Origin of the sequence: Trichlorobacter sp. (assembly GCF_034008105.1) — a bacterium.
Lineage (GTDB): Bacteria > Desulfobacterota > Desulfuromonadia > Geobacterales > Pseudopelobacteraceae > Trichlorobacter.
The window spans coordinates 143,509-159,751 of sequence record NZ_JAVEPN010000003.1 but is presented as its reverse complement, the minus strand read 5'-3'; the positions used below and the strand labels follow the sequence as shown (position 1 = coordinate 159,751).

The window sequence follows — 16,243 nt, the reverse complement described above, 5'->3', positions numbered from 1 at the left end:
TTTTTAGTTCGTGAGGTGATCGCCATGAGCATGCGCAAGTTTTCACGGGTAGCGTTTCATGTTGTAGCCACGGTCACCGCCGGCAGTCGCAGTTTCCAAGGCGCGGTGTCAGACCTTTCGATGAACGGTCTGTTTCTGGAAACCTCGGAGCGCCTGCCCGAGGGGGATGCCGTGGAGATCATGATTGCCCTGGCCGGTACCGAGCCTGAGCTGCGGGTCGCTTTCAGTGGCCGTGTCGCGCGCCTGACCGAAACCGGCATCGGTTTTCATTTCGAAAAGGTTGATCTGGATTCCTACACCCACCTCAAAAACATCATCGCCTACAATATGGCTGATCCCGATAAGGTGATGGAAGAGATCTACAGCAATATTGAAGAGAATATCTCTTCCCACCACTGACCTCGCTGGGGGGCAGCAATGAAACAGTGCAGTCACTGCAAAAAATATTCGGTGCTCGGCTTTGTTCTGGGGATTGGCGCCCCGCTGGGCTGGGCGCTGTTGCGTCTGGTTTTCTTTTATGACCCCGAACAACCGCTGGTTGCGCAGTTTCTGCATGATATCACCCGTGATGGACAACATCGTTTTCTGTATGCCTACATGGGGGTCGGTACCGCCTTTGTACTGGCCACGCTGGGGTACCTGATCGGCAAGAACGGTGACGAGCTGCGTCATCGCGCCCTTGAACTGGACAGTCTGCATCAGGAGGTGGCCTCACAGAAGGAGATCTTTGAGCACCGTTTTGTGGTGCTCAACACCAATATCAAGAATTTCCACCAGATCAGCAGCCGTATCCAGACTTCGCTCAACCTGGAAGAGGTCTTGATGCTCTGCGCTGAAGGCCTGCACAAGGTGCTGGGCTATGAACGGGTCAATATCCTGATGGCGACCCAGGGAAACAAGGAACTGCGCTTTGTGACCACCGCCGGCAGCAACACCGCAGCGGTGGCAGACCTGATGTTGCCGATCGAGCCCACCATCGGCGTTTTTTACAAGGTACTGCAGGAGCGCAAGCCGTACCTGATCGACGACATCAACCGCTACGGAGCGGATTACCACCTTCAGGCGCCCTTTGATACCATCGAGGTCTTCCGTTCCCGCAACTTCATTGTCTGTCCGATCGTGGTCAAGGGTGAGGCGGTGGGGGCCTTTGCCATCGACAACAAACGTTCGCGGCGCCCCTTAAACGAATCCGACCTGGACACGATCATGCTGTTTGCCGATCAGGTGTCCAATGCCATTACCCGCATCAACCTGCTGACCTCCATCGACACGCTGACCACCGAGCTGGAAAGCTCTTTTTCTTTCCTGCAGAGCCACCGTGAGCAATACACCCGCAATGTTGCCAATGTGCTGGAGAGCATCGAGTCCGTGACCGACGGCGCCGCCGTGATCGCCTCCGCCTCGGAGGGGGTGATGGCCTCGGTGGACGAGACCAGTACGGCGGTCAACGAGATCTCGGTGGCCATTGAAGAGGTCTCCCGCAATCTGGATACCTTAGCCGGCATTGTGCACCAGTCGGCCTCGGCCATGGAGCAGATCTCCAGTACCATTGCCAATGTGGAGCGCAGCGCCGCCATCTCCCACGAGGTTTCCAGCCAGGTGCAGGCCGAAACTGCCGAGGGCCGCACGGCGGTAAGCGAGACCATCGGTGCCCTGGACGAGATCCAGTGTTCGGTTGAAGAATCACACGCCCGCATCACCCGTCTGGCCACCAACAGCAACCGGATTGAAAACATCGTCAGTGTGATCAACGACATCACCAAGCGGACCAACCTGCTGGCCTTGAACGCCTCGATCATTGCTGCCCAGGCCGGCGAGCATGGCCGCAGCTTCGGAGTGGTGGCCGACGAAATCCGTAACCTGTCGTTGCAGACCGGCCATTCTACCGGCGAGATTACGGCCATCATCGAAGAGATCATGTTTGAATCACAGCAGGCTGCCGACAACATCACCGCCTCAAAAGGGCTGGTGCAGCGCGGGGTTGAGCTGGGGCACGTCATGGGCCAGACCCTGCAGGCGATTTATGACCGTTCGGTCTGTTCGATGGAGATGACCCAGGAGATCAAGCAGGCCACTGAGGAGCAGTCCTTGAGTGTTCAGACCGTGGCCCGCTCCATGGAGGACATCAGCGACATGACCTCTCAGATCTTCAATGCCTCCAAGGATCAAGCCAAGGCCACCCGCAGCATCGCCCGCTCCATCGAGACCATCAAGGAGATGGCCCATGAGATGGTGCAGTCCACTGCCTGTCAGGTGGACGATGGCCGTCAGATCCGCCACACCGTCGAGTCGGTCAGCGCCATGGTCAGCCAGATGTTTGACAATATGGACGCCCGTCGCGCCCAGGGGGCCGAGGTGGTCAAGGAGCTGGAAAACATGAAAAACCTGACCTGTACCCTGTAGTCATGGCAACGGTCCTTTCCATTGCCCTGTTCGGCGCCGCTGGCTGTCTTGCCCGCTACTGGCTGTCCAGCTGGGTCAACCGTCTGCTGAGCCAGCACCCCTTTCCGTTCGGCACCCTGGCGGTCAATCTGCTGGGGGCCTTCCTGATCGGTCTGGTGATTGAATTTTCACTGCGTAGTACCATGCTTTCTCACAATCTGCGGGTGGCCCTGACTATTGGTTTTCTGGGCGGCCTGACCACCTTTTCCACCTTCAGTGTTGAGACCTTTACCCTGCTGGAGCGGGGCCAACTTTTGATCGCCTTCGGCAACATGCTGTTGAGCGTGACCCTCTGTCTGCTGGCTACCTGGGGCGGCATTGCGTTGGCTCGGCTGGTCTGATGGTCTGATGTAGAGAAAACGCTGGTATTCAAAAGTTTGCATATGTTAATCTCTTTCGGCACGAGGACGGCCACCCGTTTGGGGGTTGATCCGCACGGCAGTACAGACACAGGACATACCGCCTGGATTTGAGCAGCTGGCTGGACCGGGACGGACGGAAGAAAGCCCGCATCGGTTCCACCGATCGCCACGTATACGGCGCACCGTCCCTCGGTGCGCCTTTTTTGTTGGCTGGCAGGAGTACGCTATGCGCAAAAAGATGACCATTCCCGAAATTATGCAGATGAAGCAGGAAGGCCGCAAGGTGACGGTGCTGACTGCCTATGACTACCCGACGGCTCGCCTGGTGGATGAGGGCGGAGTGGACGCCATTTTAGTGGGTGATTCGGCTGGCGTGGTGTTCAGCGGTCATGAAAACACCCTGCCGGTCACCATGGATGAGATGCTCTACCATGTGAAGGCAGTGACGCGGGCCAGGCCCAAGGCGCTGGTGGTGGCCGACATGCCGTTCATGGCCTGCCAGTGCGGTGAGGTTGAAGCCCTTAAAAACTGTGGCCGCATGCTGCAGGAGGGGGGTGCCGAGGCGGTCAAGATCGAGGGGGGCACCAATATGGTGGCCATTATCCGGGCCGTAACCGAGATGGATATCCCGGTCATGGCTCATGTGGGGCTGACACCTCAATCGGTGCATCGCATGGGGGGTTACCGGGTGCAGGGCCGTAAGGATCAGGCCGAGCGGATCATCGAGGATGCTCTGGCAGTGCAGGCGGCCGGGGCCTTTGCTGTGGTGCTGGAGGGTATTCCCTCCAAGCTGGCGGCCCGCATCACCGAACAGCTGGCGATACCAACCATTGGTATCGGCGCCGGACCGGCCTGTGATGGCCAGGTGCTGGTGATCCACGATATTCTGGGGTTGTGCGAGAAATATTCCCCCAAGTTTGTCAAACGCTATGCCGATCTGGGGCCGGTTATCACTGAGGCGTCACGACAGTATGTGTCGGAGGTGAAAGAGGGGCTTTTTCCGACTGAGGAGCATTCGTTCTCATGAAACTGATCAGTGACGTGCAGGAGATGCAGCAATGTGCCTTGGAGCAGAAGCGGCAGGGCAGGCGGATCGCCTTTGTGCCCACCATGGGTTTCCTGCACGAGGGGCATGCCTCGCTTTTGCGGGAAGGCCGCAGACGGGGGGATCTGCTGGTGCTGTCGATCTTTGTGAACCCTACGCAGTTCGGCCCCCATGAGGACCTGGAACGCTACCCCCGCAACCTGGAAGGGGATTGTGCCCTGGCGGAGCAGTGCGGCGTAGATGTCGTCTTCGCTCCCACCGCGGGCGGTATGTACCCGCCCGGTTTCCAGACCACGGTCAGCCTGGGGCCGCTGACCGAGCCGCTGTGCGGCGCCAGCCGGCCCGGCCATTTCAACGGGGTGGCGGTGGTGGTGACCAAACTGTTCGGCATCGTGCAGCCCGACCTGGCCCTGTTCGGCACCAAGGATTTTCAACAATTGGCGGTGATCCGTCAGATGACCGCCGACCTGAATCTGGCGGTTGAGGTGGTGGGGATGCCGATCGTGCGCGAAGCGGACGGTCTGGCCATGTCCTCCCGCAACAGCTACCTCACGCCACCGCAGCGGCAGCAAGCGTTGTGCCTGTATCGGGCTGTGCAGCGGGTCAGGCAGGTATTCGGCAGCGGTGAGACCTCTGTTGAACGTTTGTTGGCCGAGGCACGACGCGAGATTGAGGCAGTTGCGGAAGCCGAGATTGACTACCTGGAACTACGGGACGGCCGCACCCTGCAACCGGTGGCACAGGCAGATGCCGGCACCCTGTTTGCGCTGGCGGTCAGGATCGGCACTACCCGGCTGATTGACAATACGGTTCTCGGAGATGATGTCTGATGCCGAACAAGGCCCGCGCCACCCTGGAAACCCTCTACCGGATCTTTACGGTACCGGAAGAGCCCGATACGACCCTTGGCGCCATCGATAAGGCGATAACCGACGACGTGGCCGGCTTTCTGCAGAATCATATCGTTGCCACCGAGCGGCCTCTGGAAGAGATCGAGGCCAGCTTTTCCGACTGCTCCATTCCCGAAGAACCAACCTACGTCTCCGACTACACCGAGTTTGTGCAAAACAATCTGGTGGCCCAGTCGGTGCACACCGCCGCCCCCGGTTTCGTGGGCCACATGACCTCGGCCTTCCCCTACTTCATGCTGCCCCTGTCGCGCCTGATGACCGCCCTAAACCAGAACCTGGTCAAGGTAGAAACCTCCAAGGCCTTCACGCCGATGGAGCGGCAGGTGCTGGCCATGCTGCACCACCTGATCTACCGTTGTCCCGAGGATTTTTACCCGGATTGGATTCACAACAGCCAGGCCGCCCTGGGGGCCTTCTGCTCCGGCGGCACCATTGCCAACATCACCGCCCTCTGGGTGGCACGTAACCGCCTTTTTCAGCCGGATGGCGAGTTTCACGGCATAGCCCGGGAAGGGCTGGCGCGGTCATTGCGGCATCGTGGGCTTGATGGTGTGGCGGTGTTGGTCTCCGAACGCGGTCACTACTCCCTGGGCAAGGCAGCCGACCTGTTAGGCATCGGTCGTGATCAGCTGGTAAAGGTGGCCACCGACCTGCACAACCGGATCGACCTGGCAGCGTTGCGGCAGGAAGTGCGGCGGCTGCAGGAGCAGAATATCCGTCCCCTGGCCCTGGTGGGCATTGCCGGTACCACCGAGACCGGCAATATCGATCCCCTGGAGGCGCTGGCCGACATCGCTGCCGAACTGGGGTGCCACTTCCATGTGGATGCCGCCTGGGGTGGGCCAACCCTGTTCTCCGAGCGCAACCGCGGACTTTTGGCCGGCATCGAACGGGCCGATTCGGTTACCATTGATGCCCACAAGCAGTTGTACGTGCCGATGGGGGCCGGGATGGTGATCTTTAAGGATCCGACCGCCGTGGCGGCCATTGAGCACCACGCCGCCTATATCCTGCGTCACGGTTCCAAGGATCTCGGTAGCCACACCCTGGAAGGCTCCCGACCGGGAAAGGCGTTGTTGGTACATGCCGGGCTCTCGATCATCGGCCGCAAGGGCTACGAACTGCTGATTGATCTGGGTATTGAACGGGCCCGCAACTTTGCCGCGATGATCCGGCAGCACCCCGATTTCGAACTGACCAGCGAGCCGGAGCTGAACATCCTGACCTACCGTTACTGCCCACAGGCTGTTCAACGGTCTTTGGCCCAGGCTGTTCCCGAAGAGCAGGCCAGGATCAACGCCCTTCTTGATCAGGTCTGCCAGCTGCTCCAAAAATATCAGCGTGAGGCAGGCAAGACCTTTGTCTCCCGTACCCGCCTGCGTACCGCCGGCTATAACGGTGAAATCACCGTGCTGCGCAGTGTCTTGGCCAACCCGCTCACCACCGACCAGATTCTGCAGGCGGTGCTGCAGGAACAGTGCGAGATTGTTCGGCAGCCAGAGATTGAAGAGTTGTTGCGGCAGATCTGACACCAGTAGCCATTCAATATGACAGCGGGCGGGGGGCCATGGTTTCCCACCCGTTGCTGTTTTATGCTTTGTTCCCGATGCTTTTAGGCAACTTATTTCCGGCAATGGTCCGTCTGAGCTTTTATCATCAGCAAAGCATGGTATGCTGAAACTATGAGCGAGATAACACTCTATACCGCCTCCTGGTTGTATAACCCTGGACGACCGCCGATTGCCGGCGGCGCCGTTGCCGTGCAGGATGGTCGCATCCTGGCGGTTGGGCCCGCCACCGAACTGGTGATGCGCTTTGGACCGACCCGGTCCGACTTCCCGGATTGCGTGATCATGCCGGGTTTCGTCAATGCTCATAGCCACCTGGAGTTGACCCACTTTCCTGCCTGGCGGCTGCGGGGCGGCCTGGACTATCATCCCCATCGCTTTGTGGACTGGATTGTGCAACTGGTCAAGGTTCGTCGGGGTGTCAAGCCGGACGAAACCATTGATTCGCTTAAGGCCGGTGGCGCTGCCTGTCTGCGGGCTGGCACCACCTGTGTCGGCGATATCGTGAGCAGCCCGGATCTGCTGGCAGGTTTTGGCGGATCTCCATTGGCCGGGCGTGTGTACCTGGAGCTGATCGGGCAGGAGCCGGCCGTTTTTGAGCCGCGCCTGCATGCGGCGTTGGAGGCTGCCCAGGCGATACATGGTCCACGTCTGGCCGGGCTTTCACCCCATGCCCCCTATACCCTGGCGTCTGATCTGTTGCCGGGGATCGCAGCGGCAAGTCGTCAGCGCGGCCTGCCGTTGTCAGTGCATCTGGCTGAGTCGGCTGATGAAGACCGGCTGCTGTTTGATTCCACAGGAGCCCTGGCAGAAGAGTTGTACCCGCTGGTGGGTTGGCAGGGCTACCTGCCGCCTCCCCGTCGCACCACACCGGCCCGGTTCCTTGATGCCGGCGGTCTGCTCGGGACTACCACCCTGGCAGTGCACTGTGTGCAGCTGACCCCGGCCGATGCGCAGCTGCTGAAAGCACGCGGCGTGACCATCTGCCTCTGCCCCCGCAGCAACGAACGGCTGGCCGTTGGACGAGCGCCGGTGCAGCTCTTCAAGAAGCTGGGGATACCGCTCTGTATCGGCACCGACTCGCTGGCCAGCAATGATTCGTTATCACTATGGGATGAACTCCGTTTTGCCCTGGATGCCTACGCAGGTGCATTGACGCCTGATGAATTACTGCAGCTGGCCACCAGCGGCGGGGCTGCCGGGCTGGGGCTGTCGGCCACCGTCGGCACGTTGGAGGAGGGCAAGCGGGCTGACCTGCAGGTGGTGACGCTTGCCGGTCAGGTTCAAGGCCTGGGCAGCAACCTGGCGGAGTTGTTGTTACGGTCCGGCAGGCCTGCAGAGGTGTTGGCCGGCGGCAGATCGGTAGCCGTTTAGGGATTACCTGAATAATTTTGACTAATGTCAACTTGAATAGTAGGGTTTCTGTGGTAAAAAGTAGTTCGTTGTCCCTGTGAAACTATCGAATAACTGGTGTTGCTGTCTCTTGGCAACTACTACCTTTAACTGCTTTAAAACCGGCCTGGAGGTGTTCTATGACGTTTTTTAACAACATCAAACTGTTCTGGAAGTTTTCAATCTTTGGGGCAGTGGCCAGTCTGCTGCTGGTGGCGACCATGCTGGTCTCATACAGTGGCATGAAAGGCACCGAGCGGCGTTTTGATCGCTACAGCGGAACCTTTCAGGCTTTAGCACTGACAGTGAGCGAGATGCATACCCAGGGGATACAATCGGAACAGGCCATCCGCAACGTGATCTTCAACCCCACCGATGAGAAGGCGTTGGCCAATTACAAGAAGGCCAATGCTGATGTGCTTGAACTGCACAAGCAATCGATGGCACTGGCCCAGAGCCTGCCCGAATACATCGCTAAGCTCAAAGGCATTCCGACACTCTGGCAGGAAAACGGCGCCATCAAGGAACAGATCATTGAGTTGGCAAGGTCTGGTGACCAGCCGGGCGCAGTTGCCATGCTGAATAAAGAGGAAACCCCCCGCTGGCGTGTGATCAAGGGGCAGATCATCGCCATCCAGAAACAGCTCAAAACCGATATGCAGGCCGAACAGAAGGCCCTCAACAGTTTCACTGAGCGGACCTTTGCCATGACCACCACGGCCCTGATTCTGACCGTGGTCTTGGTGAACCTGCTGCTGCTGGTGTTTTGGAAAATTATGCAGCGCCCGATGGGCGAAATGGTGCATCGTCTGAAGGATATCGCCGCTGGCGAGGGCGATCTTACCCATCGTCTTGAGGTGCGCGGCAAGGATGAGTTTGCCGAGGCTGCCCACTGGTTGAACGAGTTTATCGAAAAGCTGAGCCGAACCCTGTCCAGTGTGAACGGCACCACCAGCACCCTGGCTTCGGCCACCTATCAGCTGAACAGTACCGCCGAACAGATGGCCACCAGTTCTGAAGAGGTGGCGGTGCAGGCCTCCACCGTTGCCACGGCCAGCGAAGAGATGGCGGCCACCAGCAACGATATCGCACAGAACTGCCATGCTGCAGCCGAGAGTGCACAGGAAGCGGCAGCCACCACCCAGAAAGGTTTTGAGGTGGTGACGCGTACCATCAACGGCATCCGTGACCGGGGCGAGCGGACCCGGGAAAACGCCCAGGCCATTGCCTCGCTGGGTGAGCGCTCTGACCAGATCGGCGCCATTGTTTCTACCATCGAGGATATCGCCGACCAGACCAACCTGTTGGCCTTGAACGCCGCCATCGAAGCAGCCCGGGCCGGTGAGATGGGACGAGGTTTTGCTGTGGTGGCCGATGAAGTCCGTGCCCTGGCCGAGCGCACCACCCGGGCCACCAAAGAGATCAGCGACATGATCCGGACCATTCAGCAGGAGACCCGCACGGCGATCATCTCCATGGAAGAAGGGGTGCGGGGCACGGAAAAGGGCGCGGCTGAAGCTGCGCAGCTGGAGTCCGCACTGCAGGAGATCCTGGAGCAGGTGAACGCGGTGACCATGCAGGTTAGTCAGATCGCCACCGCTGCTGAAGAGCAGACCGCCACCACCAGCGAGATCACCAGTAATATCCACAAGATTTCAGAAGTCATTGAGGGGACTGCCAAAGGGGCCCAGGATACATCCTCTGCCGCCAGTTCGCTTTCCAGTCTGGGTGAGGAACTGAAGCGGTTGATGTCCCAGTTTAAACTAGCGTAATCTTGTAGATAAGGTGTGCTGAAGCGGGGAGGTGTGGATCGTTTCCGCTTGGCTAGAGGATGGGGAGGCAGCCGTAACCGGCGCCTCCCCATTTTTATGCTGCTTCGCTGCCGTACATGCAAGGGATCAGTTCTACCCGGCAACCGTAGGATTCGATACTATCCCTATCTATTATGCGTCACAGTAGCAGGATACTTGATTCCTACCGTTTGATTTTGCTTCATATAGTGCTTGATCTGCACGGGAGAGTAGCTCTTCAGCAGAGTCGCTAGCACCACCAAGGTATTCGGCAACGCCGATGCTGACGGTCACCTTCAGGTCAATGTCTGCTCGGGCGAAACGCATGGTTCGCATTTCGTAGCACAGCCGCTGGGCTGTCTTATACGCTTCACGTTTGCCGGTGTTGGGCAGCACCACCACAAACTCTTCACCACCGTAGCGGAAAAAGAAATCGTAGCTCCGCAGGCAGTCTACGGCTTTTGTAGTCAGCTGCTTAAGAACCAAATCACCTGTCTGATGTCCGCAGCTGTCATTGATCTGCTTGAAATGATCGATATCAAGCATCAGTACCGACATTACCCCGTGGGTACGAGCTGTTCTGCTTACTTCAGTATTGAGGATGTGATAGAGATAACGTCGATTAAAAGCGCCAGTCAGACAGTCCTTGTTGGTTAGTTGTTCCAGCTCCGCATTCTGTTTGAGCAGCATGTCCTGTTTCCGTTTATACGCTGCATGCAACTTGGCGCGGGCAAACAATTCTTGAGGGTCATAGGGAATCTGTATGAAATCATGGGCTCCTTCTGTCAGCCCTTTTAACTTCATATCTCGGTTGCTTTTGCCGGTAAGAAACAGCACAGGAACATGCATTGTCTCCGGTTTTGAACGGACTATTTGCAGGAATCTGAGGCCGTCCATATGCGGCATCTCGATGTCGCACAGGATCAAATCGGGAGGAGCATCTGAAAGCTGTTTGATGCCCTCCATTCCATCAGCAGCCTCCGTGATACGTTCAAAGAAAGGGAGTTGCTGCAGGTCAGTCGTGATTTTGCGCCGCATCTCCCGATTGTCGTCAATGATCAGCGCATTCACCGCAAGTTTCCTTTTTTGCAAGTTTCATCTTTGGTTCTTCGCAAGCCGTGTTAATTGTGCCGCTATTCGCCGAGCGTACACTTCATTTTTACCCGGTGTTCTACTGTTGTAGCAACCAACCGCCTTCCAGTTGTAGCCGTATTGGTCGATGCACTGTCGCAGTATCCAGGCTCCAACTTTGATATTTGTGCAGGGGTCGCCCAGTTGTGACCATAGCTCAGACCCCAATCGTTTTGCCCAGCTGGAGTTGATCTGCATGACACCAAAATCATAACTGCTGTTCGAATTCCTGTTGACGGCATCGGGTTGCAGATTGCTCTCGTGGCGCGCGATACTCATCAAGAGTACCGGTGGCAGATTGTACTGTCTTGCTGCCTCTTCAAAACAGAAGCTGTGACCGCAGGTAGGTCGCAAGCAGATCGCTATGGTACCAATCAAGATGGTGGTTGACTTCCAGACAGCCATACTGTGCTTATCCTTCAGGAACAAATTCGATGATGGTCGGTTTAACCACAATCACCAACTCTTCTTTTTCTTTTTTGCCAGTCACGTTTTTGGTCAGGTAGGTATCCGTCGGTAGTCCATTGACGTTATCATCATTCATTTCGTAGACCAGTCCACCTATTACCGCCACCTGTTGGGGCTTCATCCGCAGAAAAGTCTCCACCGATTTTTTTGTCGTTTCCGGCTGTTGAAAGCTGCCCAACTGAGATCCCGCTGAGATAGTCAGATAACGGTTGACTCCTTCCACGTCTACCTTGAGATTCAGCGTCAACATTTGTTGTTTCTTGTTGTAATAAGGTGTGAAATTCATTGTAACGCCGGCCTTTGCAGTTGCGGTCTTGGCCGTTGCAGCGGTTGCACCGCTAGTGCTTGACAAGGAAGAAATACCAATTTCAGAAATATAGGGAGATTCTGTCACTATCTCGATCTTGCCTTTTTTGCCACTCATGGTTTCAACAAAAACATTCTGCATTACATTGTATTTGCCGAAATTTTCCATAAAGTTGAATAGAGCTGAGAGCGAGAAGCGGGACGATTCCATGAACAGGTTGGCACCTGTCGAACTGAACAGGGCCCCGGCCCCTTCTTGAAATAGATTAGTGGGAGGGGTGCTCGTGTTGGTTGTACCGGTGGTGGTTCCGGTTGAGGCCGTATTGTCATCCAGTTGAGCCAATTTTTTAAAGCCTAGATTCTGGATGTTTTGAGACTGCCATCCTACCGCCATCTGCGACCAGTCGATCCCCAGGCTTTTTCCGTTCGTCAGCCTGACGCTCATAAGCATTATTCGCATGGTAACCAGTGATACGTTGTCTTTCAGATTATTTAAATATTCTTTTATCCGTTGATACTCACTGTAATCCGCGCTGAACGACATGGAGGAGGATAGGTCGTCATAACCGACCCCGACAGCTCCCAATTTGGTCATGTTGGACTCGATCGCCTTCAGGAGATCGGGATAGTTCGGGACCAAGACGCTGAAGGTCTGGCGTTCCTTCATGACAACTGCTCCGTTCTCAAAGGAGAAAAAGTAGCCGGTCGAATCTGAGATGGTTTTAAAAAGATCAGACAGCTTTCCGTTAAATGAGACTGAAATCATTCTGGGGCGTGACGTTCCAGACAGAGTTGCTGGTTGCCCCTGCTGTCCCTGCTGTAGCGCAATAGGGGTATGCGATATGGCATTTCTGTCCGGCATGTCATAGACGATATTCAAGCCGGTGCTGGATGCCAGCGCCTTCATAAAGTCACGGATCTCTACGTTATGCATACTGATCGACACAAAACGGTCATTAGCCACCGCCTTTGCTTCTTTTACTTCAAATGCATTCTTTGGTATCGACAGTCTGACAATAGAAGGCTCTTCAGGAAACATGCCTTCAGCTTTTTTGACCAACTCTTGATGACTTGGTAAGTCATCCTCACGAATTTTCTTGATGGAAGAACAGCCGCTCAACATCAGCGCACTGACGAGTAATACATAGAGAATAGTTCTGATCCGTATCATTTATCCCTCCGGTCTATCATTTCGGCATCAGGCACAGCAGAATCTGTGGGAGTATCAGGCTCAGTCTCACCGGCGGTCTCTTTAAGGTTCAGCAGAATGGTGGTGTTACCGTTATTGCCCTTGAAAATTCTTCCTTCGGCTCCCGGCAAATTGTACGGCGTTCCCTTTTGCTGTTTTAAGAGTGCAATGGTAGTCAGCAGAAAAGCACTGTCTTCCTTGAACTTGACGTTTTCATTCCGTATCGACTGTAGTTGTTCCTGTAAGCCGTCTCTCTCAGTTGTCAGCTGTTCCAGTATCTTTTTCTGGGTTTCGAGTTCCTGGCTAGCCTGAGACAATTTGTTGTCACGTTCTTGTAAAACAAGAGTGGTTCGCAAAAGTTCAGATTTAAGCGTGTCATCAAGCTGAGAACATTTGCTGGCTATGTTCTGGGCCGAAAAAATTAGTTCGTCCAGACGTTGGGCCGGATCGACCGTGCGCTGCTCGCTCCGTAGTGTCCGTTTTTTTTCAGCAGCGTCTTTGCCACAGTAAATACCTTCTAAAGTAGCCAAACAACCGCCTGGGAGACGTTCCCCTGCAGCCATAGACAAGATATCGCCGGTATAGGTGTCAGTTACGATAATCCGGTTGTCGATGGTGCCGGTATATTCCCAACGCTTCTTCAGTGGCATCAAGGAGCCATCAGACGATAGCGAAGGGAGGGGTGGCAACGGTATTGTCGGTAATTGCGGACGCGAAACGGATACTGTCGGCTTCGGTTCATTCTTCTGGGGTGTATTGCCTTCAATAAAAGGGCTGGCAGCTGCTGTCCAAGCTGTCAACAAGACTGTATTCAGGCACACCACGGCTGTCCTGGTAAACATGCTTACTCCGGTCAGTTGAATTTGGTCATAGATTTGGTGCCAAGCGGGGTCTCAATCATAATGCCGGCTGCATTCGGATCATTCTTTTCAACCAGGGGCAGGCTGTAAGTTTGTCCATTTTTACGGATACGTAACGGTGATGACGAAAGACCTGGTGGTTCAGCAGCGATGCCGACAATTCCGGCGGCTGTTTTGTGGCGGATACCACTATCGACCAAGGGACCGTATGGTATCGGTGTCAGGCCTAATTTTGACATGTAGTCGCCAGTATAGGACGCATCTGAACCGATGATGCCCACACTTCCCCACTTATCTAAAATAAAGTACGAAAACTTGCCTTTAGCAATTTTGGCCAGACCGTTGTCGGCAAAACTGCTATCCGGCATGCCGGTAGTTTTGTTGATTCGAGACAGCGTAGCTGCACTGCTCTTTGTTAGTGGGATAAAGAAAAATGAATAGCTGGAAGTGCCGTTATTCAGGAGGTACAGTGTGTTGCCCGTAACTCGCAGAGTCAGATTTTCAATAGTGTCAAAAAACATTTTAAAAAAGGGAATATTTACCTCGCCAGTTTGTCCCCATGTGCTCACCGGGCTACCCATCAAGTCATATTTTCTGACGAAATTTTCCGTAACATTAAGCATGAAGAGGCCGCTGGTGTTGGAGCCAGCCATATAGATGCCGCTGTTATCAACGGCAAGAGACATTGCCTGCTCTTTACTGAAAAGCGTGTTGGTATAGGTATGTTCCCATCGTTTCAGGCCGCTTACGACATCAGTTTTCACAATACGGTATTTTTGATCAAATCCAGTCGGAAAGACGGAATAGTTTCTGATGTTGATAGCGGTATAGAGGTGGCCTTCAAAAAGAAATGCATCAGCGAAATAGGTGTCTTTAAGGATGCCGACGAGACTCTGGGTTTCTTCAGTAATCTCGTAATGTATGCCTTTGGCGCCGTTGCTGTAGGCATATAATGTTCCGATATAACGTGCAGTTTTGCTCAGGAGGCTGGATGCTGTTTCCTTTGTTATTACCAGCAGCCCACCAGTGCCCTGAAGGGGAAGCAACTTCTGGTATTCGATGTTACCCAGGCTGACAATGCCATCGCTGCCAAAACCTGTTACCAGCCCTCCGGTCTGTGGGTCACGCTTTTGCAGCAGGTATGTCTTGGCGCCGTCATCATAGCAAAGAACATACAGATAGCCGTCTCCACCAAGATGCAGGGCCTTTGCCAAATATTTCTTGCCGGACTCTGTTTGTCTAAGCGTGCCCGAGGTGCCAAATGACGCTACCAGGCTGCCGGTTTTCCAGTCCCTCTTTTGCAGCAGGATTCCCCGATCTGTAGAAGATTGTGACGGTTTAACCTGATGCAGTGAATACAGAAAAGCTGGTGTCGTGGCAGTAGTCTCCTGCAGGGTCAGCTGCGCGGTTTCCGGGTAGGCTGCTGTAGCCGTCACCGGAATGGGGTATGACGGCGACCAGTGTTGCCAGGCAGGCTGTCCTGGAGGTAGTCCTTTCCAGTAAGGCCCTTCGGCATGAGCGGTAGCCGATAAAAAAAGGCAAAACAGTAGCAACATGGTGATGCTGGCGCGGGTCAGTTGCATGGTTGTGTGGATACCTCCTCTTATTGCAGCAGCCAGATCTGACCGTTGATCGGATTTTGCGGGTCAACGGTTGTGGTCTGAATTACCAGGCCATCGGTGGCCTTCAGGACACCGCCCTGGACTTCCATTTTCACTGTTGGGCTGCTGGGCGGAGTAGCCGCTGATTCGCCAACCACCACCGTGTCTTTCTGTGTAATCAACTTGATTTTATTCGTATCGGTAATGTTGTTGGCCACCTCACGCCGCCAGCCTGGTACCTGACCTATTTCACCTTGAGTAAACTCGATGAAGATATCGTCACCTGTTGAGGATGACGCGGTACAGTGAGTGCCTGTCGCACCATTAAAAATACGGTCAGCGCCAAATGAAACCAGTCGTCCGCTCAGTGCCGCGTTGCCGGGCGGGGGTGCATGATTGGTAGAATAGTTGCTGTCGCTGCCGTTTAAGGCCCCCAGGTCCCAGGTGCAATAAATAAAATCATTGCCCCAAGGATCTTTGGTGTTGTAGGGGACGTTGGTTTTCAGATGATTGTTTTCGTCTGCTGCCGGTGGTTCAAAAAAACCGTCAGCATCGATATCCAGTGACTGATTCATCAGGTGCTGCTTGATCTCTTTCATCTTCAGTACAGTATCTGCTGAATTGAAGTATCGGGCATGTTGTGCCTGGCTGGTATTCATTGACAGCAGCAGCAGGATGATTGCCGGAATCATCGCCGTCAGGGCCATCAGGCTCAAAAGCGCAATGCCCTTGTTGTTATTCAGACTGTAACAGCCGATACGCACCGTCATCACATGGTCCTTTTCGTGGGCCATCTCTATACACCCTTCATGGTAACAGTCAGGGTAAGCCCTTCCGGTCCGCAGCCGGTTCCGATACAGAGTGTCTCATACTCCATCCGGTAGGGTAACGACGACAACGTGTTCAGAAAGCCATAGATGTTACTGTCGCTGGCAAGCACCTGCTCCGCCCTGATTCTCGCAAGATCAGGTTTTGCAGACAGTGTGCTGCCCTTGAGAGAGACTTCAAGCGGTAGGTTGTACTGCCTCCCGATAGCCAGGGTAAGATTGCGCAGGCTCAACATCCGGGCGTCATCAGGCGGAACCAAGGCATTCATTTGTTGCTGCACTTGGCTGTTAACGACATCTTTCCATGCCTTCTGGGCGTCCTGACGTACCTTGACACCTTTTATGAGCAGT

The 16,243-nt window shown here is 55.1% G+C and carries 15 protein-coding genes; 8 read left to right on the top strand and 7 right to left on the bottom strand.

Annotated features, from left to right (window positions below; genetic code table 11):
- The first annotated feature begins 24 nt into the window (after positions 1 to 24).
- The 8 genes from RBQ93_RS03240 to RBQ93_RS03205 all read left to right on the top strand — a co-directional run bounded on the left by RBQ93_RS03240 (position 25) and on the right by RBQ93_RS03205 (position 9,492).
- Positions 25 to 399: a PilZ domain-containing protein gene (locus RBQ93_RS03240; protein ID WP_320370577.1), complete on the top strand. Its 375-nt coding sequence runs from the start codon at positions 25 to 27 to the stop codon at positions 397 to 399.
- Positions 400 to 417: 18 nt separating this feature from the next.
- A complete protein-coding gene (locus tag RBQ93_RS03235) occupies positions 418 to 2,403 on the top strand; it encodes a methyl-accepting chemotaxis protein (protein WP_320370576.1) in 1,986 nt (661 codons plus the stop codon).
- A 2-nt stretch (positions 2,404 to 2,405) separates the two neighbouring features.
- Positions 2,406 to 2,783, top strand: coding sequence for a fluoride efflux transporter CrcB (gene crcB / locus RBQ93_RS03230; RefSeq protein ID WP_320370575.1), 378 nt, complete (start codon positions 2,406 to 2,408; stop codon positions 2,781 to 2,783).
- A gap of 247 nt (positions 2,784 to 3,030) precedes the next feature.
- Positions 3,031 to 3,831 (top strand): 3-methyl-2-oxobutanoate hydroxymethyltransferase, encoded by an 801-nt coding sequence (gene panB / locus RBQ93_RS03225; protein WP_320370574.1) that lies wholly within the window; start codon positions 3,031 to 3,033, stop codon positions 3,829 to 3,831.
- Positions 3,828 to 4,679: a pantoate--beta-alanine ligase gene (gene panC, locus RBQ93_RS03220; RefSeq protein ID WP_320370573.1), complete on the top strand. Its 852-nt coding sequence runs from the start codon at positions 3,828 to 3,830 to the stop codon at positions 4,677 to 4,679. Before panB ends, panC begins: the two co-directional genes overlap by 4 nt.
- The gene (panP, locus tag RBQ93_RS03215) at positions 4,679 to 6,289 is read left to right on the top strand and encodes a pyridoxal-dependent aspartate 1-decarboxylase PanP (RefSeq protein ID WP_320370572.1); all 1,611 of its coding nucleotides are present in this window, start codon (positions 4,679 to 4,681) and stop codon (positions 6,287 to 6,289) included. The genes panC and panP overlap by 1 nt, the downstream gene beginning before the upstream one ends.
- 153 nt (positions 6,290 to 6,442) lie before the next feature.
- The gene (locus RBQ93_RS03210) at positions 6,443 to 7,702 is read left to right on the top strand and encodes an amidohydrolase family protein (protein ID WP_320370571.1); all 1,260 of its coding nucleotides are present in this window, start codon (positions 6,443 to 6,445) and stop codon (positions 7,700 to 7,702) included.
- Between the two features lie 158 nt (positions 7,703 to 7,860).
- Positions 7,861 to 9,492: a methyl-accepting chemotaxis protein gene (locus RBQ93_RS03205; RefSeq protein WP_320370570.1), complete on the top strand. Its 1,632-nt coding sequence runs from the start codon at positions 7,861 to 7,863 to the stop codon at positions 9,490 to 9,492.
- 171 nt (positions 9,493 to 9,663) lie between these two features.
- Here the strand turns inward: RBQ93_RS03205 and RBQ93_RS03200 are convergent, their stop codons facing one another.
- From RBQ93_RS03200 to RBQ93_RS03170, 7 genes are read right to left on the bottom strand one after another with little or no spacing between them, the layout of a single operon-like run.
- Positions 9,664 to 10,581 carry a diguanylate cyclase gene (locus RBQ93_RS03200; RefSeq protein ID WP_320370569.1) on the bottom strand — a complete coding sequence of 306 codons (918 nt, stop codon included), beginning with the start codon at positions 10,579 to 10,581 and terminating at the stop codon, positions 9,664 to 9,666.
- 24 nt (positions 10,582 to 10,605) lie between these two features.
- Positions 10,606 to 11,046, bottom strand: coding sequence for a lytic transglycosylase domain-containing protein (locus tag RBQ93_RS03195; RefSeq protein WP_320370568.1), 441 nt, complete (start codon positions 11,044 to 11,046; stop codon positions 10,606 to 10,608).
- 7 nt (positions 11,047 to 11,053) lie between these two features.
- Positions 11,054 to 12,586 carry a hypothetical protein gene (locus RBQ93_RS03190; protein WP_320370567.1) on the bottom strand — a complete coding sequence of 511 codons (1,533 nt, stop codon included), beginning with the start codon at positions 12,584 to 12,586 and terminating at the stop codon, positions 11,054 to 11,056.
- Complete coding sequence (locus RBQ93_RS03185; protein WP_320370566.1) at positions 12,583 to 13,446, bottom strand: hypothetical protein; 864 nt, start codon at positions 13,444 to 13,446, stop codon at positions 12,583 to 12,585. Before RBQ93_RS03185 ends, RBQ93_RS03190 begins: the two co-directional genes overlap by 4 nt.
- An 11-nt stretch (positions 13,447 to 13,457) precedes the next feature.
- Entirely contained in the window at positions 13,458 to 15,047 is a 1,590-nt protein-coding gene (locus RBQ93_RS03180) for a hypothetical protein (protein ID WP_320370565.1), read from the bottom strand.
- Between the two features lie 20 nt (positions 15,048 to 15,067).
- The gene (locus RBQ93_RS03175; protein ID WP_320370564.1) at positions 15,068 to 15,859 is read right to left on the bottom strand and encodes a hypothetical protein; all 792 of its coding nucleotides are present in this window, start codon (positions 15,857 to 15,859) and stop codon (positions 15,068 to 15,070) included.
- Between the two features lie 2 nt (positions 15,860 to 15,861).
- Positions 15,862 to 16,161 carry a hypothetical protein gene (locus tag RBQ93_RS03170; RefSeq protein ID WP_320370563.1) on the bottom strand — a complete coding sequence of 100 codons (300 nt, stop codon included), beginning with the start codon at positions 16,159 to 16,161 and terminating at the stop codon, positions 15,862 to 15,864.
- Positions 16,162 to 16,243: the final 82 nt, after the last annotated feature.